The sequence below is a fragment of the Ramlibacter sp. genome, from assembly GCF_035548915.1.
Classification (GTDB): Bacteria; Pseudomonadota; Gammaproteobacteria; order Burkholderiales; family Burkholderiaceae_C; genus Ramlibacter.
The window spans coordinates 92,602-117,512 of sequence record NZ_DASZSE010000039.1 but is presented as its reverse complement, the minus strand read 5'-3'; the positions used below and the strand labels follow the sequence as shown (position 1 = coordinate 117,512).

At 65.2% G+C, this 24,911-nt stretch carries 5 protein-coding genes; 3 read left to right on the top strand and 2 right to left on the bottom strand.

From position 1 onward, the window contains the following. Positions 1 to 10: 10 nt before the first annotated feature. The 3 genes from VHA82_RS14765 (at position 11) to VHA82_RS14755 (ending at position 22,084) form a co-directional block, all read left to right on the top strand. Positions 11 to 1,813: a sensor domain-containing diguanylate cyclase gene (locus tag VHA82_RS14765; RefSeq protein ID WP_325544984.1), complete on the top strand. Its 1,803-nt coding sequence runs from the start codon at positions 11 to 13 to the stop codon at positions 1,811 to 1,813. Positions 1,814 to 2,318: 505 nt separating this feature from the next. Further along, positions 2,319 to 20,867 (top strand): VCBS domain-containing protein, encoded by an 18,549-nt coding sequence (locus tag VHA82_RS14760; protein WP_325544982.1) that lies wholly within the window; start codon positions 2,319 to 2,321, stop codon positions 20,865 to 20,867. A gap of 119 nt (positions 20,868 to 20,986) precedes the next feature. Beyond that, positions 20,987 to 22,084: a hypothetical protein gene (locus VHA82_RS14755; protein ID WP_325544979.1), complete on the top strand. Its 1,098-nt coding sequence runs from the start codon at positions 20,987 to 20,989 to the stop codon at positions 22,082 to 22,084. A gap of 7 nt (positions 22,085 to 22,091) precedes the next feature. Here the strand turns inward: VHA82_RS14755 and VHA82_RS14750 are convergent, their stop codons facing one another. Continuing rightward, a complete protein-coding gene (locus VHA82_RS14750) occupies positions 22,092 to 23,081 on the bottom strand; it encodes a tripartite tricarboxylate transporter substrate binding protein (protein ID WP_325544977.1) in 990 nt (329 codons plus the stop codon). 81 nt (positions 23,082 to 23,162) lie between these two features. After that, positions 23,163 to 24,848, bottom strand: a complete 1,686-nt coding sequence (locus VHA82_RS14745) for a hypothetical protein (protein ID WP_325544975.1) — start codon at positions 24,846 to 24,848, stop codon at positions 23,163 to 23,165. Positions 24,849 to 24,911: the final 63 nt, after the last annotated feature.

Below are 24,911 nucleotides of genomic sequence, written 5' to 3'. Positions count from 1 at the left end.
TGGACAGTCCATGTTTCGCATCCTCTCGCTTGCCGCCATCTATGTCCTGGCATGTGTCGTTCTGATCTGGCCGGCGGCCGCGCATGCCCGCTCGATCCTCGATCTGGATGTGCAGACGCAGCCCGAGGAGTTGCTCGACTGGGGCGATTTCGTCCTGGACACCACCGGTGAGGCGACGCTCAAGGACATCCTGAGACGCCCGCAAGCATTTCAGCCCACGCACGAAAATTCGGCCTATGCGCTGCAACCCGGGCAAGCGCTGTGGATTCGTTTCGCCGTCCCGGCCACGCCCGACGACCAGCGCTGGTACGTACGCATTGCACAGCCCGGACTCGACTCGGTCGTTCTGTACACGCGCGGCGCGGACGACAGCTGGTCGCGCCAGCAGTCCGGCGACGCGCTGCCCGTTTCGAAGTGGCCCCTGCCCCATCTCTATCCCGTGCTGCCCCTGGCCATCTCGGCCGAAGCGCCGACGAACTACATGCTGCGCATCGAGGCGAGCGACGGCGTCGAAGCCCCGATCGAGTTCGTGAGCGAAAGCGCGTTGAGCTCCGACCAGCAGCGCCTGTCGCTGCTGTACGGCATCTACTTCGGCCTGCTGGCCATGGGCGCGATCTTCGCGCTCTTTTCCTCGGCCGCCCTGCGCGACGCGACGTATTTCTGGTTCGGCATGTGGACCGTGCTCGCCATTCTGGCCGCGGCGACCGCCGCGGGTGTCACGCAGCTGCACCTGTGGCCCGAGATGCCGCGCTGGGGCGACGCGGCGCACTATGTCCTGCCCGCGGCCGCTGGCGTCCCATTCATCCTCTTCGTCGTCCAGGTGTTCGCGGTGCGCGAGCGCGACGCTCGCCTCTTCTGGCCGTGCATCGCGGTCGCCCTGTTCGTCGGCGTTCTGGCCGCCTCGACCGCGGCGCTGCCGAGCCCGCAGCGGCTTTGGCTGGGCAGGGCGGCCATGGCCATCGGCGTTGTGTTGGCGATCGCCCTTTGCACATGGGCGTGGGCGCGCGATCCGGCGCTCGCCAAGCGCGTGGTGGGCGCGCTCTCTCCCTTCGGCATCGCGCTAGCGGTTCATTCCATGCGAAGGCTCGTCGGACACTGGGCCGAGGAGAATGCCCTTGCGATCCTGCTGGCAGGCCTGGCCATCACGATCTGCGCCACCTATCTTCTGCTGGGCTCGCGCCACGTGAGCTCGCGCGACGCCCACCAACGCATCGCGCGGCTGCGCGAAATTGATCCGCTCACAGGGCTCGTGAACGAAACCGTCTTCGGCACGCGCCTGGCGGAGCTGATCGAACGCGCGCGGCGTTTCGAGCATCACAGCGTTGTTGCGATCATCGATTTTCCGAACTTTCCCGCGCTGCGGGCGGAATTCGGGCGCAATCATTCGCTCGCACTGCTCTTGCGCATCGCAGAGAGACTGGGTGCCATGACGCGAACCGTGGATACCGTCGCGCGTCTGGGCGAATGGCGTTTCGGCCTGCAGGTCGACGGGCCCATTGCGCCGTCGCGCGCGCGGGCACTGTGCGCCAAAGTGATCGCGCACTGCATCACGCCGATGTCGGGGTTGCCGATGGGCATGGTGGCCAAACCGCGGATCGCGTTGGCACTAGTGCCGGCGCACGGCGACGTGCCGCAGGAGATCCTCATGCGTCTCGACGAGATGTTGCGCGAAGCCAGCGACGATCCGACGCGCGTCATCCTGATCGCCAACACGACGGCCACGCACACGGCGCGGCGGACTCCTGCTGCGAGTTGCGCCGACGACGGCCTCACGGACTTCCTGCCGACCAGCGCGTCGGACGAAGTGGTCTAGGCAGCAAGCCGCGCAAGCATCTCTCGCGCGCTGCATGTCGCGCGCTGCATTTCGCGCGCTGCGCTCATCGCATCGCGCAACACCGCGCGGCACGCATTCTTTCCGTCTTCCTTATCGCATCGGCTCTGCTGCATGGCAGCACGAAATATTTCTCGTTTTTCGAGAACTGATGCGTACCGGTTGTTACTCAATGTGTGCCCCCCTTTGCGAGGAGAAAGCCCATGGTGACCTTGCCTGCGTTGAAGCGACTCCTTCGCGGAGTCTGCGCGGCTGACATCTGGTTCTAAGCGGCCCCTCAGCAAAGTCCACATGCTGCACCGGTCCCAGATTCTCCTGTACCAGGCGCCAGGCTCGCGGCGTCCGGCGACGCCTCCCAAAGACATCCCCCAACTCGTGCGGCGCGCGTGTCCCAACGCGCGCCGCGCAGTCATGCGCGCTTCACACGTTTGCCCCCCGGAATATTTCTGACGCACCCCAGCCCATCACCCCTTCGTTGGAGAAAAACATGACAAACGGCACCCTCAAGGAAGACGTCACCACAACTGTGAGTGGCTCCACCGGCGGTCTTCAGTTGAACGGCGGTACCTATACGGGCACGTATGGGACCCTGGTCGTCGATCTGAATACGCAAACGTGGACCTACACGCTGAACAACGGCAATTCGAATGTCCAGCAGCTGGTGGCAGGCCAGACGGTGACCGACACCATCAATGTTGGCCATCACCCCTCGGGAGTCGTACCGTTTTCCTTCAACATCCAGGGCACCGACGACGTCGTCGTCGGTGGCGGCGCAAACTTCCTGTTGAACGGTTCGTTCGAGACGCAGAACGCCGGACAGGGCCCCGGAGTTGCGCCGACGTACTGGAGTATCTTCGGTGGGACAGGGGCGTATGACAACTCCGCTCGCAGCAGTGACGGAAGCAAGCTGGCCGTTTTTCATGGCTGGGGCACCGGCAACGGCGGCGCCCTGAGCCAGACCATCACGACCGTTGTCGGGCAAACGTATGTTCTGGTGTTCGACATGGCCGAGCACTTGACGAACACCAACGCCAACACCGCCATGCTGGAAGTCAAGGTCACCTCCGGAGGCACGACCGTCGTGGACAGTACCGTCACCGACACGACTGCAGTGGTCACTTCATCGACCGGCCAGGGTTACCAGACATACACGGTGACCTTCACGGCAACTTCGACGTCGACGACCATCCAGTTCGTGGACTCGTCGATCCTTCCCAATGGAAATACGGACATGGACGTGGACAACGTTCGCGTCTGGACCGCGGGCCTCAGCGTTGCCGAGAATTCGGCCAACGGAACCTTCGTCGGCACTGCCGCGGGTCTTTCCAACGCCGGCATCCTCGGGGTCACCTATTCGCTCACGGACAGCGCCGGCGGACGCTTCGCCATCAACAGCTCCACGGGGGTGATCACGGTTGCCAACGGCAGCCTGCTGAACTACGACGCCACCGCGTCGCACAACGTGACCGTGCGCGCGACGGACATCAACGGCTGGACCTACGACAAGGTCGTGACCATCGCGCTCACCAACGTCAATGAAGCGCCTGTCCTCACCCTGCCCGTCTCGGGCTCCAACCTCGTCAGCAACCCATCGTTCGAGAGCGGCAGCACCGGCTGGAGCGGCAACACCGGAGTCGAGATTTCCAGTTCACCGTCGAGCTACGGTGTGTCGGGTGTCCCCAACGGCAGCTTCTTCGTGGAAGTCGAGGGCAACAGCGGTCCGGCCAACACGCCGTCCTACATCCAGACCACCGTGGGCACGACCAGCGGCCAGGCCTACGAATTCACTCTGGCGGCCGTGACGCGCGCGAGCGTGAATGTCGGCGACATCATGTCCATCGACATCAACGGCGTGGAAGTCGGCCGCTTCACCACCACCGCGAACTGGGCGGACTACGTGGTCCGTTTCACCGCCAGTTCCGCGTCGACGGTCGTGACGATCAAGTCGCAAGGATCGGTGTCGGGCGGCTGGGCCCTGATGAACGACAGCGCCGGGCTGCTGGTCGACAATGCGCGCCTGTTCGCGATTCCGACGTTCACCGAGAACGGAAGCCCTGTCGTGCTCAATGCGAGCGCGTCGGTGACGGACCCCGAGCTCTCTGCCGCGAACGGCGGCAACGGCAACTTCAGCGGCGCCACGCTCACGCTGGCGCGCAATGGCGGGGCCAACAGCCAGGACGTGTTCAGCGCAACCGGCACACTGGGTACGCTGGGTTCCGCCAGTGGCAATGTCGTCGTCGGCTCCACCACCATCGGCACCTATACCAACAGCGGCGGCACGCTGGTGCTCACCTTCAACAGCAGCGCCACCACCACGCTCGTGAATTCGGCGATGCGCCAGATCGCCTACAGCAACGCCAGCGACGTGCCGCCCACTGCCGTGCAGATCAACTGGACTTTCAACGACAACAACAGCGGCAGCCAGGGCTCCGGCTCGGCGCTCAGCAGCACCGGCAGCACGGCGGTAGGCATCGTCGCGGTCGATGACGCACCGGTGCTCGCCGCCCCCCCGAACCTCGTCAGCAACCCGTCGTTCGAAAGCGGCAGCACCGGCTGGAGCGGCAACACCGGAGCCATCGAGCGTGTCGACAACGCGGCCGCCTCGACGTGGTTCGGCATCCCCGGCGCCGCCGATGGCAACTACTTCGTGGAAGTCGAGGGCAACAGCGGTCCGGCCAACACGCCGTCGTACATCCAGACCACCGTCGGCACGACGAGCGGCCAGGCCTACGAATTCACTCTGGCGGCCGTGACGCGCGCGAACGTGAACGTCGGCGACATCATGTCCATCGACATCGACGGCGTGGAAGTCGGCCGCTTCACCACCACCGCGAACTGGGCGGACTACGTGGTCCGGTTCACCGCCAGTTCGACGGCGACCGTCGTGACCATCAAGTCGCAAGGATCGGTGTCGGGCTCCTGGACGCTGATGAACGACGGCGCGGGGCTGCTCGTCGACAACGCGCGCCTGGTCGCGATTCCGACGTTCACCGAGAACGGAAGTCCTGTCGTGCTCAATGCCAGCGCGTCGGTGACGGACCCGGAACTCGCGGCGGCGAACGGCGGCAACGGCAACTTCGACGGCGCCAAGCTCACCTTGCAGCGCAGTGGCGGCGCGAACAGCGAGGATGTGTTCAGCGCCACCGGCTCGCTGAGTGCACTCACCGAGGGCAGCACCCTGTCTGTCGACGGCGTCCCGATCGCCACCGTGGTCATGAACAGCGCGGGAATGCTGGTGCTGCTGTTCAAGCCCCTCGCCACCACGGCACTGGTGAACTCGGCGCTGCGGAAGATCGCCTACCGCAACACGAGCGAGAACCCAGGCACCAGTGTGCGGATCGACTGGTTCTTTGGCGACGGGAACAGCGGCGCCCAAGGCGCGGGCACCAGCCTGACGGCCATCGCGAGTACCACGGTCAACATCCTCGCATCCAACGATCCGGCGGTGATCACGCCGGCCGTGGCGAATCTGACGGAGACCAATGCGGTGCTCGGCACCAGCGGCACGCTGGCCATCACCGATGTGGACAGCGCCACGACCTTCACCGCGCTGAACAACGTCGCGGGCAGCAACGGCTACGGCACATTCACGGTCGGCACCAACGGTGCGTGGAGCTACACGGCCAACACCGCGCACAACGAGTTCGTCGCCGGCACGACCTACACCGACGTGGTCACGGTCACCAGCGCGGACGGCACGACCAGCACCATCACCGTCAACATCCTGGGCACCAACGACGCGGCCGTGATCACGCCGGCCGTGGCGAATCTGACGGAGACCAATGCGGTGCTCGGCACCAGCGGCACGCTGGCCATCACCGATGTGGACAGCGCCACCACCTTCACCGCGCTGAACAACGTCGCGGGCAGCAACGGCTACGGCACATTCACGGTCGGCACCGACGGTGCGTGGAGCTACACGGCCAACACCGCGCACAACGAGTTCGTCGCCGGCACGACCTACACCGATGCAGTCACCGTCACCAGCGCCGACGGCACCACCAGCACCATCACCGTCAACATCCTGGGGACCAACGACGCAGCGGTGATCACGCCGGCCGTGGCGAACCTGACGGAGACCGATGCGGTGCTCGGCACCAGCGGCACGCTGGCCATCACCGATGTGGACAGCGCCACGACCTTCACGGCGCTGGACAACGTCGCGGGCAGCAATGGCTACGGCACATTCACGGTCGGCACCGACGGTGCGTGGACCTACACCGCCAACACCGCGCACAACGAATTCGCCGCCGGCACGACCTACACAGACTCGGTTGTCGTTACCAGCGCGGACGGTACCACCAGCACCATCACCGTCAACATCCTGGGCACCAACGACGCGCCGGTGGGCCAGGACGTGTCCACCTCCATGAACGAAGACGGGTTCTATGGCCTCGAATTGACATACGTCAATAGTCAGTATGGCGAGCAAGCCGGCCATCCTGTGGACGCCGTGCGCATCGACAATATTCCGTCGTCGAGCGTGGGCAAGCTTGTCTATGGCGCGAACGGTCAAGTCGTGGACGCAGGGCACAACGTACTCACACAGACTGAATTTCAGACGCTGCATTTCATCCCCAATCTGTTCAGCTCCAGCCTGTTCGGGTTGACCGATGTGGACACAGGCGACGCCTTGGGCGGTGTGCGGATCGACACGCTGCCCAATGCACAAAACCAGGGGCGCCTGATGCTCAATGGTCAAGCCGTCGTGGCCGGTGCCACAGTCGCGGCCGCGGACCTGGGCGACCTGACCTTCGTGCCGGTGCAGCACTTCAATGGCCCCGTCACCTTTGGGTTCACGGTGCAGGACTCGCACGGCGCCTATGCGGCGGCCGGCAACACCGCCACTGTGAATGTGGCGGCCATCAACAATGCGCCGACCATCGAGGCACCTGGCACGACCTTCGCCTACAGCGGTGGCGGCGCCAGTGGCCAAGGCAAACTGCTGACCGGCATCCAGTTCGGCGATGCCGACAGCGGCAGCGGCGACGTGACGGTCACTCTGTCTGTTGAAGGTGGTGGAAGATTGGTGGCTTCCTCGCAATCAGGGGTGGTGGTCAATGCGAGCAGCGATGGTCACACCATCACCCTGACCGGAAGCATCGAGAACATCAACAATCTGGTGCATCGAACAGAGGGAGTCAACTACACGGCTGCGCAAGGGGGAGTGCGCTACATCGCGCCGGACACTGCCCACACCACGCGCTCATCGACAGTGACACTGCTGCCTGACGGGCGTGTTTCATTCGTGATGACCACGGACGCCGGTGTGATGCGCGCCGATGAGTCTCTCATTCCGGTTGACTCATCCGGCGCCAAGCTCATCACCGTGACAGGGCAGAACACCTCCACGCTGACGCTGGTTGGCCAACAGAGCCAACTCGACAACTACATCAACAACCTGCATGGCGTCTTCAATGATCAGGTTGCCTATCTTCACACGACCATCAGCGACCATGGAAACAACGGCGTGGATCCGGGCCTGAGCGGTTCGTCAACGGATGAGCGCGCCGGAGTGCTGACTTCCATCGTGATACAGCCGCTCAATGAACTGCCGAAGACCGACGTTGCGCCGACTGTGTCGTCGGGAGCGTTTTTCGGTCTGACTGGTGCCGCGGCGACGGGGGCTGCGGCTGGAGTCGAGATGCAATCCCTGGTTGCAGCTCCGGTGGTGCAGACAGTCGCAGAAGCATCGGCAGCAGCGGCAGAAGCAGCAGCAGCCGCAGCCCAAGCACAAGCGGCATTGGCAGCCGCGTTGGACGCGCAAGCAGCCGCAGAAGCAGCCTCGGCCGCGGCAATTGAAGCAGGAGCAGCCAACGCAGCAGAATTGGCCGCAGCAGCACGAGCAGCACAATTGGAGTCGGAAGCTGCATTGGCACAAGCACAAGCAGCAGTCAGAGCATTGAGACTTGCGCAAGCCGCGGTAACCATTGCTGAAACAGCGGCAGCAGGAGCAGCGGCAGCAGCCGCCGACGCCGCAGCGACCGCTTGGGCCATTGTCGCGGGCATCGGTGTCCTTCTGATCGTAGGTGGAACGATTCTGGCTGTTGAACTTCTACAAGCCTACAAGACAGGCGGCGGCGGGGGAACCGGGCTGGCTCAAAACAACGCGCCGGTTATCACACGCCCCTCTCAAATCAGCTTCGATGAAGACGCCCAGGCATTCAAACTGACGGGTATCAGCATCGCCGATGATTGCGCGCCGACCGACCAGATCAAGGTCACCTTCAGCGTGGGCACGGGAACATTGATCGCGGACCTCCCCAGTGGGATTTTCTTCGGGTCCGGAAGCACCGCCACGAACGTGGTCCTGTTCGGGTCCATTGAAGACATCAACAACTTTCTGACGTCGGGTACGGGCTTGTGGTACGCCCCTGCAACCAATGCCAACGGCACCGTCACGCTCGGCATTGATGTGGATGATCAGGGACATAGCGGGTGGGGTGGTAGCCGCACGACCCATGCTGAAACAACGCTGCAGATCACACCGGTCAACGACGCGCCGGTCGCGGTCGCGGACGTCGCGCCGCCCGCCGTGGAAGCAGGCGGGGTGAACAATGCCACGCCCGGTACCGACCCCACGGGCAACGTGCTGTCCAACGACACGGACGTGGATGGCAGCGGCGACACGAAGAAGGTCACGGCCATTGGCACTTCGAACGCGACCAACAACGTCACCGCGGACACGACGTCCGCGAACGGCACGGCAGTGGTGGGCCAGTACGGCAGCCTGACGATCGGCGCGGACGGCACGTACGTGTACGTCGTCGACAACAGCAATGCGACAGTCGATGCACTGCTCACCGACACGCTGACGGACTCCTTCACGTACACCATGAAGGACACGGCGGGCGAAAGCAGCAGCAGCACCTTGACGGTCACCATCCACGGCGCCGACGACGCCCCGGTCGCGGTCGCGGATACCGCGGCTGCGGTGGAAGCAGGCGGCGTGGGCAATGCGGCGCCCGGCACCGACCCCACCGGCACTGTCCTGTCCAACGACACGGATGTGGATGCCGGCGATACGAAGAAGGTCAAGGCGGTTGGCACGTCGAGCGCGAGCAGCGACGTCACCGCGGACACGACGTCCGCGGACGGCACGGCAGTGGTCGGCCAGTACGGCAGCTTGACGATCGGCGCGGACGGCACGTACGCATACGTCGTCGACAACACCAATGCCACAGTCGATGCGCTGCTCACCGGCACGCTGACGGATACCTTCACGTACGCGGTGACGGACACGGCGGGCGCGACCAGCACCAGCACCCTGGTCGTCACGATCACCGGCGCGAATGACGCGCCGACGGTGACGGTCGCCACGACGACGCCGACCTACACCCAAAGCACCGACTACACGGCAGCTCACACGCCGGTGACGCTGGCCGGCGCGGCGACGCTGGCCGACGTCGACAGTGGCAACCTGAGCCAGCTGGTTGTGCAGCTGACCAATCGCAAGGTGGGCGATACGCTGGCGTTCACGGGCGAGCAGCCCGAGTGGATGACGCTCGTGCAATCGACCGACGGCACCACGATCACCTTCTCCGGTGTAGCAACGACGCAGCAATATCAGGCGCTGCTCGGGCAGATCAGCTTGTCCAACAGCTTGCCGAACCCGGACTCGACCGCGCGGCAGATCGCGATCACCGCGACCGACGAGCAAGGCACTTCCAGCTTGGCTGCGAGCGTGGCACTGGCGGTAGTGAGCCCGCTCGACGCCGCCATCGCCGCCTTCGCCGCCGCGCAGACGGCTTCCAACACGGCCGTGCAAGGCAATGCGGCCGACGTCGTCTCGAAGATGCAGGCCCTCATGGTCGCGCGCAACAACCTGGCGCAGGAAGTGCACAACGTCCTCGTGTTCTCGAATCGGCAGGGCGCCGACTTGCTGCAAGCCGGCGACTCCCTGCAGGCCGCGCTGCAAAAACTCGGCATCGACGCCGACTACGCAAAGGGCAGCCTCTCGCAGACCGACACGAGCATCCTGGCTGCGACCTCCACCGTGCTCTACAAGCAGGACACGGGCGGCCTCGTCTTCTCGGACAACACGCAAGCCGTCCTCCTCGCTGCGGCCAATCAGGTCATGAGCGAGACAAGACAGGACTGGTATGGCGAAGCATCCCGGTGGCTCACGAGCGGCGTGCGGCAATCCAACGGCAGCTACCAGTGGGCCGGCACGAACGCCGACAAGGCGATGGCCGCGCTCGTGGGCAACCTCTACGCGGGCACCACGACCGTCATTCCCGGCATCACGCACACGGCCAATCCTTCGCTGCTTCAGGGGACGGAATACGTGCCCGCCGAGGGCGTGGCCGAGGGCGAGCCCGGTGCGCTGGCGACTTATTCCACCGGCACGCTCACGTTGACCGCGACGCAATTGCAAGACGTCCAGCAGCACGTGAGCCTGGTGCGCCTGATCGCCACCAACCCGGGCGCGACGAGCGCCCAGCTGGCGCTCATGGCCCTGGCCCTGGTGCCGGCGTATCCCGGCACGGCGGGCCTGTATCGCGCGGACCCGCTGCTGGAGCAGTTGCTGACCAACGCAGGCATCGCCGACATCGACCACAGGCTCGACTCGGCCCAGCTGAACCTCTTGCCTTCGGGCACCACGACCGCGACGTTGACCGTCGGCAGCGTGCAGGAGTGGACCACGGTCGGCGGGCAGATCGTGTTCACCGATGCGACCCGCACGGACCTGATCGGAAAACTGAACGACCAGATCGATCTGCAGGCTCGACAGCTGCAGGCCTTGCAGGACGCCCTGGAGACCAGCCAGGCCAATGCCACCACGGGGCAATACACGCTCACGCAGGCCATGGTGAGCCTGCTCGGGAGTCTGGGCGTAAGCGGTGGCGCCACTTCGCTCAGTGCCGACATGCGCGACCGCGTGGTTTCGCAACTGGCGGCCCTCGGGCCCTTGCAGATGCGCACCGACGGACTGGCCTTGAGCGCCGACGTGGCAAGCCTGATCAGCCTGAACAACGCAAGGAACGCGACACCCATCCCGCTCAACGGCGACGCCGCGATCAGCGCGGTCACCTTCAAGCCCATGGCCGCGACGTCCGGCGTGGTGCAGTTGCTGCAAGACATGGGCGTCACCATCGACAGCGTGCAGCGGTACGCGGCGCAGGGCATGCAAGGCACGCTGGATGCCAACGTCTTGGCTGGCAAGGCAAGCGGCAGCACCACGGTCTACCGCAACACGGTCGGCGGCGTCGACACGCTGTTCCTGCCGCAGGACGTTTTCGATGCGGTCTATAACGCGCTCTCGGTGGAATTCAGCCAGAGCGGGACGACCACCGGCACCGCCTACCCGCTGAACTACACGGCACCGGCCGTCTCCACCGCGGCGCAGGTCCTGCGCGATGAGACGCAGCCGTCGTCGCTCTCCGATGTGCTCGTCGCCACGGGGAACACCGGCATCGTGATGCGGCAGTTGCTCGATGTCGATACGACCCCCGACATCACCGTCGGTGCGGGCGGCACGGCCAATGCCGTGGAGATGGGCATGAGCTGGCAAAGCTTCGCGCAGTCCGCGGCCGATGCCGGCTTCACGCTCGTGAACCTGGGCTGCGTTGCCGACGCCGGCGCGTGGACGACGCAGCAGCAATCGCAATTCGCAACCGGTGGCGCGTTCGCCTATACGGCGGATGGCGAACTGGTGATGACCCCCGCAGCCGTGGACCAGTTGCTTCGGCACACCGCCTTGGCGCAATACTTCGAACAACGCAGCGAGCTCGCGCACAACGCCTTCGGCTCGATCGCGCAGCCTGTGCCGGCCAATGGTTTGGTGGTGGTCGACGGGACCAGCACGAGCACTGCCACGACGCTGGCTCGCGACAGTGTCGACGCGCTCGCGGCCATGGGCCTGGTGGCCGTGAGCACCGAGTCCATGCTGGAGCTGCGAAAGCTGGGGGTGCCTCTGCCCGCCATCACGGCGCGCGGCACCGAGTTCACGCAAAACCAGATCGACGCGGTGAGGACCACGGGCGCGACCGCGCTGTTCGACGAGACGGACGGCATCTATTGGATGCGCACGGACGCCCGCAACGCCTTGCTGCAAGGCGCCTCGGCACAGATGCAGTCCTTGCTGCAGCTCTCGCACTTGCTGGACCCGACCCAGCCGGCCGACACGGTCGATGCGGCAACCAAGACGGCGGTCAACAATGCTCTCGGCAGCGCCGATGCATCGGGCAACGTCCAGACCCTCGCATTGACCCCCCAGCAGCTCACGGCGCTGCACCTCGTCTTTGCGGTGGGCACCGACCCCAGCCACGTGAGCACCGACGCACTCGGCACCGTCTACGTGGTGGGCGGCAATCTCACCATGAGCACCGCCACCAAGCACTGGCTGCTGATGCAAGCCGGCGCCGTGGCGGCGGCGACCTTCGCCCCGAGTTCGGATGCGACAGCCGTTGCGAGCGCATTCGTTGACGCCAACCGGCGCCTGCAGACGCTCGACGGCGCCATGTCCCTGGGTGACGATCAACCAGTCGTCATGCACAGCGACGCCGCGTTCAGGACGTGGCTTCAAAGCCTGCCGACCGGTACGCAGCATTCGCTCGGCACTTTCAGCGACCTGACCCACCCCGCGGGGCAGCCGCCACTGACTCCCGCGCAAGTCCAGGCGCTGTTCACGACCATCGGCAACTACGCACTCGATGGCGACGACATCCGCACCTCGCAGGCCACCGTCCAGGCGTGGCAAGCCACGGCGGCCTCACAGGCGGGCGCCGCGACAGGCAAGGGCGATCTGTTCACGCCGGCCAGTCTGGATGCCAACATCGCCGCCGCTCCGGCGGCCAACACGACGAACGCGGCCGCGCAGTTCGCGGCCCCGGTGAGCCTCGCCGCCGCGAGGACAACCACCCAGAACGCGGTGTTCGCCGCCACGCCGGATCCCTCCACGGTGCAATCGGCTTACCTGGCGCAGATCACACTGCAGGACTCTCAGCTGGCGGCCATCGAGCAGGAACTGCTTTCCCAGCCGGTGCCCACCTGGGCGAGGACCGACACTGCCACCGGCGCCGACGGCTACGGCTTCCTCATCAACCAGGAAACACTGGAGCTCCTCGGCCGGATCGACCCGGGCTTGCAGGCACTCGGCATCGCGAATCTGGACATCACGTCTTCGGGCGACCACATCATCAGCGCCGACACTCGCCTCACCCTGCTCACGTATCTGGCCGGCGTGCGCGAAACTTACAGCCCGCTCATGAGCCGCGCGGTGCATACCAATGCGGGCGCGACAAGCCTCTTGTCCACGCTCGATACTGCGGCAACGCTGGTCGATGGCGACGGGCTGGTCACGCTCGGCAGCGCCAACGCGACACTGTTGCAGGGCAGCGCGATCATGCAGCTGGGCGCGACCGGCACCTTCGTGGACACCGCGTCGGGCCATCAGGGGCTGCTTGCCGCGGCGGTGGGCACAGTGCAAAGAGATGCTTCGGGCGCGCTGCACATGAGCCTCGACACGCTTCGCCTGCTGCAAGCCGAAGTCGGCGGGTGGGCGCAAGGCACCGTCGCGCCGAAGCTGCTCACGTCCACGCAGCTCATGGCGGCGGCCGCGATCAACCAGCTGATGGATGGGGCGTCCGCCGTGTCCAATCAAACCCTGCTGTTCGATGCCATCCCCGGCATCAAGGTGAGCAGCACCTTGATCGACCAGGTGGCGTCCTTCGGCCTGACGCTGCAACGCGTCGGTGGCAGCAGCCCCACGGCAGCGACCACCGCAGCGGCGCTGGCCGATGGCAGCGCGGTGCAATTGGGTGCGTATGCCGATGCGGGCGGCGGACAGATCGTCATCTCCTGCGACACGGTGGCCTGGCTCGAGCAGATCACGCGGTCGAGCCTGCAAACCGCACTGGGTTCAACCGACCTGAGCACCCAGATGCCGGCAGCCAATCTGCTCGCTCGATGGACGGCCGAGCCCAACTACGAAGCATTGATGAGCCAGCTTGTGGGTTCGGGCACAGCTCTGTCGCCGGCGGACCAGGCGACCTATGGGGCGTCCTCCAAGATCTTCGGCAACGCATTGCCCGCGGACGTTGCTCACCCCACCAGCACGCTCGGACTGCTGAGCGCCGCATCCCCCAATCTCAACGGCGTCGTGGTTCACCAGGTGACGAGCCCGGCGACTCTGGGCAACGGCGACTACGCGGTGCTGGCCGACGGCAGCGTGGTCATGACGCCCGCCACCGCCGCACTCATCACGACGGCACTGCAAGGCGCGGATCAGCGCGAACTCCTGCAGGAAAGCCGCACCCTTTTCAATACCTTGCACAACACCATGAGCGGCCAGGGCGCCGTGCCCGACACCGCGCTCGTGAAAATCAACGCCGCCGATCTGCCCTCCTATGTGGTCGACGACCTGAGCGGCGTCGACACGCTCAAGGTCTATACCAAGGCTGAAGAGGATGCCGCAGCCGCAGCCGCAGCAGGCACGCCGGTCGCGGCCCCGAGTCACGCGGTCTCCTGGCAGACCCTGCAAAGCGCCGAGACGGCTTATCACACGGCGCTCGATGCGGCCCTGCTGGCCACACCGGGCCTCGACCCGGCCACCATCGACTTCGGCACGCTCACGGTCGGCGGCGCGGTGTACTCGGTCGAGTCGCTCCACGGGGCGTATCTGTCCCTGCAGAGCATCGGCAACGCCTACGTGCAGGACGCCTCGGGCAACTACTTCATGTCCGGCGCAATGCGCGACCGGATCGTGCAAAGCGTGTCGACCCGCATCGAGACACTTCAACACAACGCGGCGCTGGACTTGACGAGCATGCTCGGCGCGGCCACCACAGGCACCGACGGAAACCTCACCGTGCAGGCAGGCGCGGTCCAGTCCGGCACCAGCTTCAAGCAGCTGCTCCAGGACCTGATGGTGACCCCGTACTACACGAACGTCGCAGCGGACGTGAGTCTGACGCATGCGGTCGTTGCCAACGCGGACGGCAGCTTCACCATGAGCGCGGCCACCCGCGACTATCTGCTCGGCCAGGCCCAGCTCAACTCGGCCACGCAGAACGACGTGGCCATTCAGGGTGCCTTGGGCGATCTGGCGCAGGCCTATGGCGTGAGCAGCCAGGCGGATTTCATCCAGATCAACAACCAATGGGTCTATGGCAATGCGCCGCTCCTGGCCCACGCCGCCGACGACAACAATCCCGCCACGCCCACCCCGGCGGACAAGTACGTCGTGGCCTTGAAGATCGACGCTGCCCTGTATTCGGCGCTCACCGCGAGCGGCGGGGTGTTCGCGACCGCCGCGCCCAGCGCGCTCGGCAGCACCGATGCCACGCGGTACGACAGCCTCTACACCCAGGGCAATATCGCCCTGGATGCGACCAACCACGTGCTCTACATGAGCGCGGACACGTATGTCTCCCGGCTCGAACAATTGCCGGCCAACGAGGCCACCGACCTCATCTGTGTCGACGCTTCGGACTTCGCCGCGCAGCTCGACCGCAACCGCGACTGGCTCTCCTTCCGCGTCGTGACCAGCCTTGGCGGACAGAATTCGTTCAACGACAACATCAGCTTGTCGCAGGCGCTGAATGTCCAGCCCCCGGGCACGGTCTTCCAGGACAGCCGCGGCATGTACTGGATGAGCAGCGCAACGGCCACCGGCTTCGGCACAGCCTTGAACGCGGCGATGAGCGTGGACGACTCGGCCATTGCCTATTCCACCGCGCAGGCACTCTCGTCGCAGGACAGCACGACGCTCGCGACACTGCTGCCCGCCTTCGCGGACAGCACGGTGCCCACCGCGAACGCCACGCACTACAAGGCCTACAACCTCACGCAGGACCAGATCGACAAGCTGCATTCGCTGAACATCAACCTGACCCAGGCGAGCGGCCTGCCGGAGTGGCAAGCGCCCGGGTTGGGCACCTATGTGGTGAACGGCACCGAGCACTGGGTCGGCGCGGACACGTTCAAGTTCCTGGGCCTGGAACTCCAGGGGCTCGATGCCGGCAACAAAGCGCTCCATACCGTGCAAGGCACCGCACAGGCGAGCGGGTCACCGGCGGGACGAACGCTGCTCAGCCACGAGACGACGCCCGATGGCCTGCAGGCGACCATTTCGACCCAGCTCGATCTGTACAACGCGAGTCAGGCGCAGCTGAATCTGCTGCGGCAAGGGCTGAAGGCGAATACATCCATCCCGTCGATCTACATCGTCCCGGCGTCCGACACGGAAGCCATCACCTCCATCCTGAACAACACTGCGATCGCGCCGATTCCCAATGGCTCGACGCCCATCGATCTGCACAATTTCACCCAGCAGCAGCGCGAAGCGCTCGCGATGGAGGACGGTCAGCCGCAGCAGCACGTGGCCTACGACACCGACGGCAACCTGCTGGTCGCGGTGGACGTGTATCGCAACCTCACGGACACGACGAACACGACAGACTTCGATGCGGTCCCCGCGCTTCCGGATGCGGTTTCGCTCGCTTCTTCGCCGACGGTTCTGAGCCTCCTGCAGCAAGCGGGTTTCAAGAGCCAGAACACGACGGACGATCTCGGACATCTTACGAATGCCGAGCTGCAGACCCTGAACGACACCAACGCGAAGACCTATTTCACCCGGGGCGATGAGATCTACCTGTCGGATACCGCGTTTGCCAGCGTCTTCGCCGGCGAGCAAACCGACGCGGACAGCGAAGTTACCCGGATTGCGACCTTGCTCGCGGAAAACCAGGCGGACTGGAGAACGCGAGGGGCCAACGGCACGTCGACCCTGACCGGCGACGCCGCCTACTGGTCGAAAATCATCGCCCTTGCCGGTGCGAACTCGACGCAGACGACCGCTGACCAATTGAATCAGTTCACGGGCGATGGAATTGCCTATGCCGTGGGCCCGGCCAACAACATCATCGTAACGGACGATTCCGCGGACGTGCTGCTCGTCTGGGCCCTGATCAATTCGCAACCGCCGTCGGCGACACCTCTGCCGAGCATCCCGCCGTCCCTCAGCTCTTCTTTCGCCCGCGGCTTCTATGTCGCCGCGACCTTCTTCCGTACCTACAACACCTTCGGCACCGGATTCGGCAATTGGTTCGACTCCGCCCACCCCGTTCAGCTGGCGGACCTGCTGGCGCTTCGCCAGCGCGACTTCGCAGAATTGGTTGACTTGAGAGCGGCTCGCGACGTCGCGGCGAGTCAGATGAAGACCATCCTGGGACGTGTCGACGGCTTGCTGGATCAGAAGGCCCGATTGGTGCTTCAGGCCCGGGACATTGTCAACATCGGCCAGAGCCTGCAAACCGACATCGACAATCACAACGGCTTCATCGCGAGCCTGCAGGCCGAGCTCGCCGATTTCACGGCAAGACAGCAAAGCTGGACAGAGATTCAGGCGAGCCTGCAGGAAATCGACGCCGCGTTCGGTGCGGCGACGCCCGACATCGCGGCGATGCAGACACAAATCGCCCGACTCGCCACGCAGTTGAACGCAGCGCGCCTGCGGATGGGCGATCTGACTGCCAATCAAGCCGATGTCCTGAGCCGCCTGGCTGCCACCAACGCAAACCTGGGCCTTGTCGACGCGCCGCTGAACGAGCTGAGGGGTCAATTCGCGGACGAAGAAAAGAAGGTGAGCGAATTCAAGGTCAACATCGATGTCGAGCAAGGAAGGCTCGCAAAACTCGATTCCCTCACCGACCAGCTCGCCGATTTCCAGCGGATGGCGAAGGATTACAAAGCCAGAGCCGCCTACCTCAAGTCTTACGCCGATATCGACCAGACGCTCAGATTCATCGCGAGCTACCTTTCCATCCTGGACGTCTACACCAACTTCGCGAACTACGCGGCCACCGACGATCCTTTGCTCGCCCGGAAATACTACGCGGACGGCGTTGCGACTACCGCGTCCATCATGCAGTTCGTGGGCTCCCTGATCGGCAACCGCCTGCTCGACCCCGACTTGTGGGTGAGATACACGGCCGGGGAAAAGATCGTCAACGGCGTGGATCTTGTGGGGCAGCTGAAGACCCCTTGGGGACCAATGCTCGGGGGGCTGGGATTCCCATTCCTGTTCAAGACGTGGGATGACGCGATCAAAGGGCTCGTCACAAGCGAATTCGAGGGCTACACGACTTTCTTGCCCTACTGGACCAAGTTGGGCACGGGACGGGATGGCAAGCTCCTCTCCAGAGATGATCTGGAGCGAATCGCCCTCGATTGGATCGGTCCGGGTTCCGGCGTCGCGGCGGGGATGCCCGTGCAAGTCTCGAATTGGATGACCGAGGTCGATCAGAAGCACATCAACGATTTCAAGGACAAATTCCAGAAGGAATGGGCGTTCTGGCAATACCGCCGGCCGCAGTTCGAGAGCGGCGATCCCAACCTGTCGCTGCGCATCCGGCTCATGTCCTTCGGCAAGGCGTTCGTACCCCAGCTGGCCTTCCAGGCTTCGGACTGGGCGACCGTCTGGGCCGGCTACGAAAAGTACCAGATCGCCGACCAGCAGATACAGGACGCGAGAGCGCTGCAAGCCGCGATCTCCGCGAACGTCACGCACCTGAGTGCGATGCTGGACGAAATGCAGAGGCTGAAACTGATCAACCTGACGCCTCCCGTCCTTGCGGCGATCGACCGTTTGAAGGCGAACAATGCCACGGTGGATGCCAACATCGAGGATCTGCAGATCACGCAGTATCAGACGTTCTTCAGCATGGCAGGCGGGGTGTCGTTGTCCGTGGGCGATTTCGCCAATTGGGGTCCATTCCCCTATCTGTTGAGTCTGCTGGCCCCCAAGAACTCCAAACCCGCGCCATTCGCCAACAAGAACGCGCCTCTGGTGGCCAACGGATTTCTCGCCCTGGGCCAGACCTTGCTGATGCTGGGTGGCCTCGGCGGGCTGTTCAAGAACGCCAGGGACTACACGGGACTGGTCAATCTGGCCTGGGCCCCGATCGTGAAGTTCACTGTCGCCCGTCTGGTGCCGAGGGGGTACAAGGAAGGCGATCCGGGGTACAACAGGGCTCTGTGGACCGCGCGTGGTCTGTTCGTGGCGCAGATCCTTTCCTACTTCGCCCTGCCTGCCCTGGGCGCCGGTCTGTTCCGCGTCTACAACAACTGGAACGACGCGCTGGCCGCGGGCGGAAGACACCTGCTCGCCGTGAACGACCTGGATGCGGAGATGGAGCAAGCGTCTTCTCTCTCCTCCGCGACCTCTGTGGAGGTGGCGCAGCGTGCCAAGAACGGGAGTTTCGGCAACTACTATGAAATCCTGAATGCGTCCCTGGTGGAAAACGACTCTTCCGGCAATCCCGTGCAAGCCTACGGTGCGCTGGCGTATCACGATCAGGGAGACGACCTGAGCATCGCCGCATTGTCCACGGGTGGCGTCCCTTCCATCACGCTGCATCTGAGCAATACGACGGATGCGCCCGCCACATATTTCATCCGGCCCGACGCCGACAGCGCGGTCAACCCCTATGTCGATGTCGACGTGAGCGAGTCGAGCGCGGGGTCGACCAACCAGTTCATCGTGCAGAATCCGCATGCCGTCATTCATGGTGGCGACAGCCTGGACATCTACCACCTGTCGAGTGCCTTGGACACGAGCGCCAACGGCGGCTACATCGTGGATGGCTTCGGCGCCAACACCGGCGCGGATGCGGTCATGTTCGACATGGCCCAGTCGGGCCAGATCGTCCATGCAGGAGCCGGGTACAACGGGCTCGTGAGCTATCGGGGCATCTACACCTTCTTCGGCAGCGCGTTCGGCGACACCTTCACCCGTTTCGGCCTCACCGCGGACGATGCATCGGTGACCTATGTCGGCGGCGGCGGCGGCAACGATGTGTTCGACCTGCGCACGGGCGACAACAGCGTCATCCTGGATGGAGGCCTCGGCAAGGTGGTTCTCAACGGCTCCGCGACCCCGACCGCGGATACGACGGGCAACGCCGCGCTCTATGCCAATCGCATGACGGCCGACAACGAGAATGACGTCACCTTGATCGTTTCCGACGATGCCACGCAGTGGTACGAGGTGTACGGCAACGGGCTCTCGTCGGATTCGGTCATGGTGATGCCGGTCGAGTCTCTCCCCGACCAGGGCGTGGACCTGGCCAGGCGTACCGGGCCCATTGCAGGACACACCGACATCACGGCAAGTGGATATGTGCTGAGCCGCTATGTCGGCGGCGCGGCCACTTCGCAGTTCGGCTTCTTCGACTCTGCTGTCGACGCGTTCTATGGAACACCCAACGCCGACCGCATCACCCTGGATGCCACGAGCACGTTGAAGAGCGTGGATGGCGTGGACGGGGCCGACACGATCGACGTGGATGTGGCGGGCATCGAAGTCACCGGCGGTGGCGCGGCCAGCCTGGTGCACCTCCGTTCGGGCGCCACGGGCGCCACGGTCAACGCCACTGCGGGGAATGCCGTCCGGGTGGACGGCGCCTCGGGCGTCACGGTGAATGCCGAAGACAACGATACCGACATGGCCACGTCAGTGGACTTGCAAGGCGCCGGCAACGCCACCGTCAATGCGGGCCTGGGCAGCCGCACCGCGCTCAGCCAGTCGACGGGGCAGACTGCCACCGTCAACATCGACTGGCTCGGAAGCGATGTCGATTTCGCGGGCGAGCTCACGAGCGTGGAGCCCGATGACGCGGGCGTGACCACGATCGCGGGCAACGCCGACTCCGCCGGAACGCTGGTGGTGAATGCCGACGACGGTTACCTGAAGGTGCAGATGGGCGGCCAGAGCGGGCAGGCCACGCAGGTGCACATGGACAAGCAATTGGACGACCTGTGGGTTGTCGCCGATCAGGCGAACGCCTTGTTCCTGGACCTGTACTTCGACGATCCCGCGGCGGGAAGCACCGTGACGGACCTGCAGAACCTCGCCGCCGGCATGCACTTGCATCAGAGCGCGCAGGGCTCCGGTGGCATGTACACTTTCGACGGCGCGTGGCAGCACGGCGAGACCAGCACGCAGATTTCGCTGACCTTTGCCGATGCATCCAAGGTGAGGCTGCACCTCGATTCGGGTGCGACGGTGACCCTGGCCCAGGTTCTTGGGTAGACCAGACGTTCGCCTAATTGCAGTGAATGCCTTTCGCACTCAGACTCGGAGCCGTCCGAGGGAAAAGTCTCGAAGGCTTTCCGACAGGGAAAAGAGCCCCAAGGGGCGGAGATCATGAAATGACAGCTGCCTCGGGCCACGCATTCCGCGCGCGCCTTCCGAAAACGCCTGGGACCGAGGATGCATCCGATGGTCAGGGCCATCCCACCGTCGTTCACGTTGAAAGCGTGCCCGGTGAGGGCGGCACCCTGAGCCTGAAGCGGATCGATGAGACAGCGCCTGACGGCGGGCAGCGATGCCGCGAGCAAGGCGGTCCCCTGGCACTGGCTGCGGGGCGGAAGCCCGCGGTCTCGAACCACCAGCGCTCGGAAGGCCGCGAAACCTTCTCTGCCGTAGGCGGGTTCGCTCGCAGGGTGTGCTCGGCGTTGTCGCGCCTGCGTCACCCGCAACCCCTGGCCGGAGCTTCCCTCACCCAGGACCCTAGGGCGGCTCCGCTCGTCATCCATATCGATGGCTTCCTCACCGTCGAAGAGTCCGCCAGGCTGCGACGCACCGACAGGTCCGCGAGGAAGATTCTTGGGGCCATGACCCCGGAGGGCGCGCGGGTCAGATTCAGGCAACAACTGGCTGCCCTCAACCGGAGATCGCAAGCAACGAACGAGTTGCCGCGCGGTTTCTTTTCCAACGCGAGAGCAAAGGCGCAAAAGCTCGTTTCCGGCGAATTCGGGCGGCTCGTGCCGAAACTCCTGCGACAGGAATACGTGTGCCTGAATGAGTCCGACGCCGGCGATCGCGCCGCCCAGGTGGAAGACAATCGCAGGGCCTTTCAGGATGCTCTCGCGGGACAGGGCTGCGCGCTTCCCGCCGGCTCGCCCCTGCCTCGCCTGTCCGAAAGTCACAACGACATCGAGCGCATGTCGACGATCGATACGGGTTCGATCAGGATCGAACGCTCGGGCGAGCGGCACGTTCGGGTCACCGTCGCAGCACGTTCCAACTTCGGAAACGAGATTGTCGGCGCCGATGTCTACACCCTGAATGCGGAAAGCCTCGAGCACTTCGCGGCGCTGCTGGGCTCGTCGGTCGCGAATGTGGTCGCATGGATGGCAACGTTCCCGCCCGCCGAACTGGTGCGCATGATCGGACACTCCGCGTTCACCGCCTTGCCCATTTCGTACGAACACCGATACAACGAACGCGCGACGTCCGCAGGCTGAGAGGCTGTCAGCGTTCGACGCGCATTCCCGCGGCCTGCGCGGCCCCCGCCATCCGCGACGTCTCGGCCCGAAGCCTGGACGCCGCCTCGCGCGGCGAGCTCCCCAGGGCATCGACACCCGCCGAGCGCAACTGCTCCGCGATGCGAGGCACGCGCACGGCCTGCGCGATGGAACGGCTCATTTGCGCGATGATGTCCGCCGTGGTGCCGGCCTTCGCGAGCACGGCCACCGTGAACGCGAAATCGAAGCCGTCGATCCGCTCGGCGAGCGCGGGCACGTCGGGCAGTTGCGCCGAACGCCGCACGGAATTCACCGCGAGGATGCGCGCCTGCCCGTTGCGAACGAAACCCATGAGCGACGGTGGCGAAGCGAACACCATGTCCACCGTGCCGGCGATCATCGCCGGCACCGACGCCGAGCTGCCGCGAAACGGCACGTGCGTGAGCCGGATGCCGAGCGCCTGCGCCATGGCCTCGGCCGTCAGATGATGAATGCTGCCGAGCCCGGACGACCCGTATGTGAGCCTGCCCGGATGCGCGCGCGCGAGGTGGACCAGGTCATCGAGCGTCGCCGCGCCGAGCCGCGGATTCACGGCGAGGTAAAGCGGAGCCGTCCCGACCACGGAAACCGGTAGCAATCCGGCGGCCGACTCGAATACGCGGCCCATCTTCAGGTAGGGCGCCACGGCGAGGAGCGGACCGTCCGTGAGCAGGAAGGCCGAGCCGTCGGGCTGCGCCTGCTCGAGTGCCGCCATGGCCGCGGCGCCTCCCGCGCCGCTGCGATTGTCGACGACGACGGGCACCCCGAGTGCATCGGTGAGAAAAGGCGCCAGGATGCGAGCGACAGTGTCCGGCAGTCCGCCCGCGGCATAAGGCACGATCAGCCGCACGGCCTTGCCTTGCGCAAGTTGCGGAATCTGCGAAAGTGCCGGAACCGGCAAGGCCGCGGCGGCCAGCGCAATCGCCAGACAGCGCGCGAGAAATCGGCTGCGCCTCATGACGCGCAAGTCTGCCTCGCGGCAGCGCCGCCGTCAAAGCGGTCCGGTCGCGGGCCGGTCGCTCCCGCGGCCAGCGCGACCTCATCGATCCGTGAGCTCGCCGCTTGCTTCCGGTTTCTTTCGAATGAGCCAGCTCGGACGGCCCGGACGCCACACCGGGTTCATGTGCCGCTCCTTCATCCACCCCACCACGGTCCTGCGGAATTCCGGGTCGTTTCCGACCACGAACCGCGTGTCCTCGCGGAATGCGCCTTGGTCGGCGAAATGATCGAAGATCGCGCGGGCCACCGGTACGGCCACCGTCTGGTCCGGCTGGCAGGTGCCAGGCATGCGAACGTCGCGGACGGCCGACTCGCGAAAGTCGAGTACGGCCCTGTCGGGCCAGAGGCCCAGGCTCGAGTCGAAGACCCACGCCTCCTTGGCGCGCGCAAGGTATTCGCCGGCCTGCCGGCGGCCCGCGTCGTCGTCGCCGCACGCCGCGATGGCGCAGCTGAAAGTCTGAAAATCGGGCTGCATGCGCCGCTCGCGCATTTTCGCGAGGTAGCCGTCGATGCGACCGGGAACCCCGCCTTTGCCGCAAGCCCAGATCGCGCGGTTGTAGGTGTGGACGTCGGGCTTCACGGCGTGCTCGAAGAATTCGTCGAGGTAGTCGAGCGCATCGACGGCGCGCCCACCTTCGGCGCATGTCGTGAGGATGATGTCGTAGGTGTTCGTGTCGGGCTCGAGCCCTGCACGGACGACCCCGCGAAGCCAGGCGAGCGCCCTTTGCGCGAATGCCTCGCGCGCGGCCGGCTCGCCGCCCCTCGAGCGGGCCAGAACGAGCAGGAGATTGAAGGCTTGCGTGGTCGGCACGCGGCGGCTCGCCCTCATGGCGTCGAGCAACCCGGCCGCGGCTTTGGCATCCATCGGAGTTGCAACGGCCGCAGCGCCCGTGCGTAGGCCGGCGCAAGGGTAGATGCGTTCGAATGCGTGCAGCAGTGCTTCGAACGTCGCGTCATCGACTCCGGCGCGGTCCGAGTCACTCATCGCGATCCAGAGGTCGATCGCTTCGCGGGGCTGGCTGAGCGCCGCATGGGCACGGATCGCGTAGCCGAACTCCTCGATGCACGGCACATCGGGTTTGCGTATCGCCTCGAACACACGCAGCACATGCAGATGGTGGCCGCCTTCGCAAAGGTCGCGGGCCAGTTGGAGCCGAATGCCGGCAAGGTCGGGATGCATGAGCTGGGCGGCCGCGGAGTTGAACAGGTTGACGGCATCGTCGAGCCGGCCGGCGTGAGCGCAAGCCGAAATCACTTTCTGGATCTCGGCGCGGTCGGCCACGTAGCCGGCGTCGCGCGTGGCGTTGAAGCAGGCCAGCAACGTTATGGCATCGGTGCAGGACCCCATGTACGTCCTGAACGCCGTCCAGGTCAATGCGCCGGGCTTGAGGCCGCGGTTCGGCATGTCGCCCAGGTAAGCGATCGCGTCTGCCACCTGCCCCACGCGCAGGCTGGCGGAGATGCCCATGTCGACATGACATGGGCTCACCTGTCCCGCGATCCACATGGTCTTGAAGCACGCCGCGGCGGTCTCGTTGTCTCCGCTTTCCCACCGCTCCTGAAGCACCGGACCGAGCGTCGCGCTCGCCGACGGCTTGCCCTCCCGGCGCGTCATGGTGAAGACACGCGGGCCGGCCGGCGTCCCGCAAGACGAGGCTCGCCGCTCGAGCCGCTCGAGCCGCTCGAGCGGCTCTTTCGCGCCCTCGATCGCCGGCAGGGGCAGCAACCTCCGCGTGGTGGTGGCGCCGCTGACATCGAGGCTTTCTTTGCCCGGCGGTGCCCAGGCGGA

Coding starts and splice junctions, on each gene's coding strand:
- VHA82_RS14765 (WP_325544984.1), top strand. CDS start 11: ATGTTTCGCATCCTCTCGCTTGCCGCCATCTATGTCCTGGCATGTGTC.
- VHA82_RS14750 (WP_325544977.1), bottom strand. CDS start 23,081: ATGAGGCGCAGCCGATTTCTCGCGCGCTGTCTGGCGATTGCGCTGGCC.
- VHA82_RS14760 (WP_325544982.1), top strand. CDS start 2,319: ATGACAAACGGCACCCTCAAGGAAGACGTCACCACAACTGTGAGTGGC.
- VHA82_RS14755 (WP_325544979.1), top strand. CDS start 20,987: ATGACAGCTGCCTCGGGCCACGCATTCCGCGCGCGCCTTCCGAAAACG.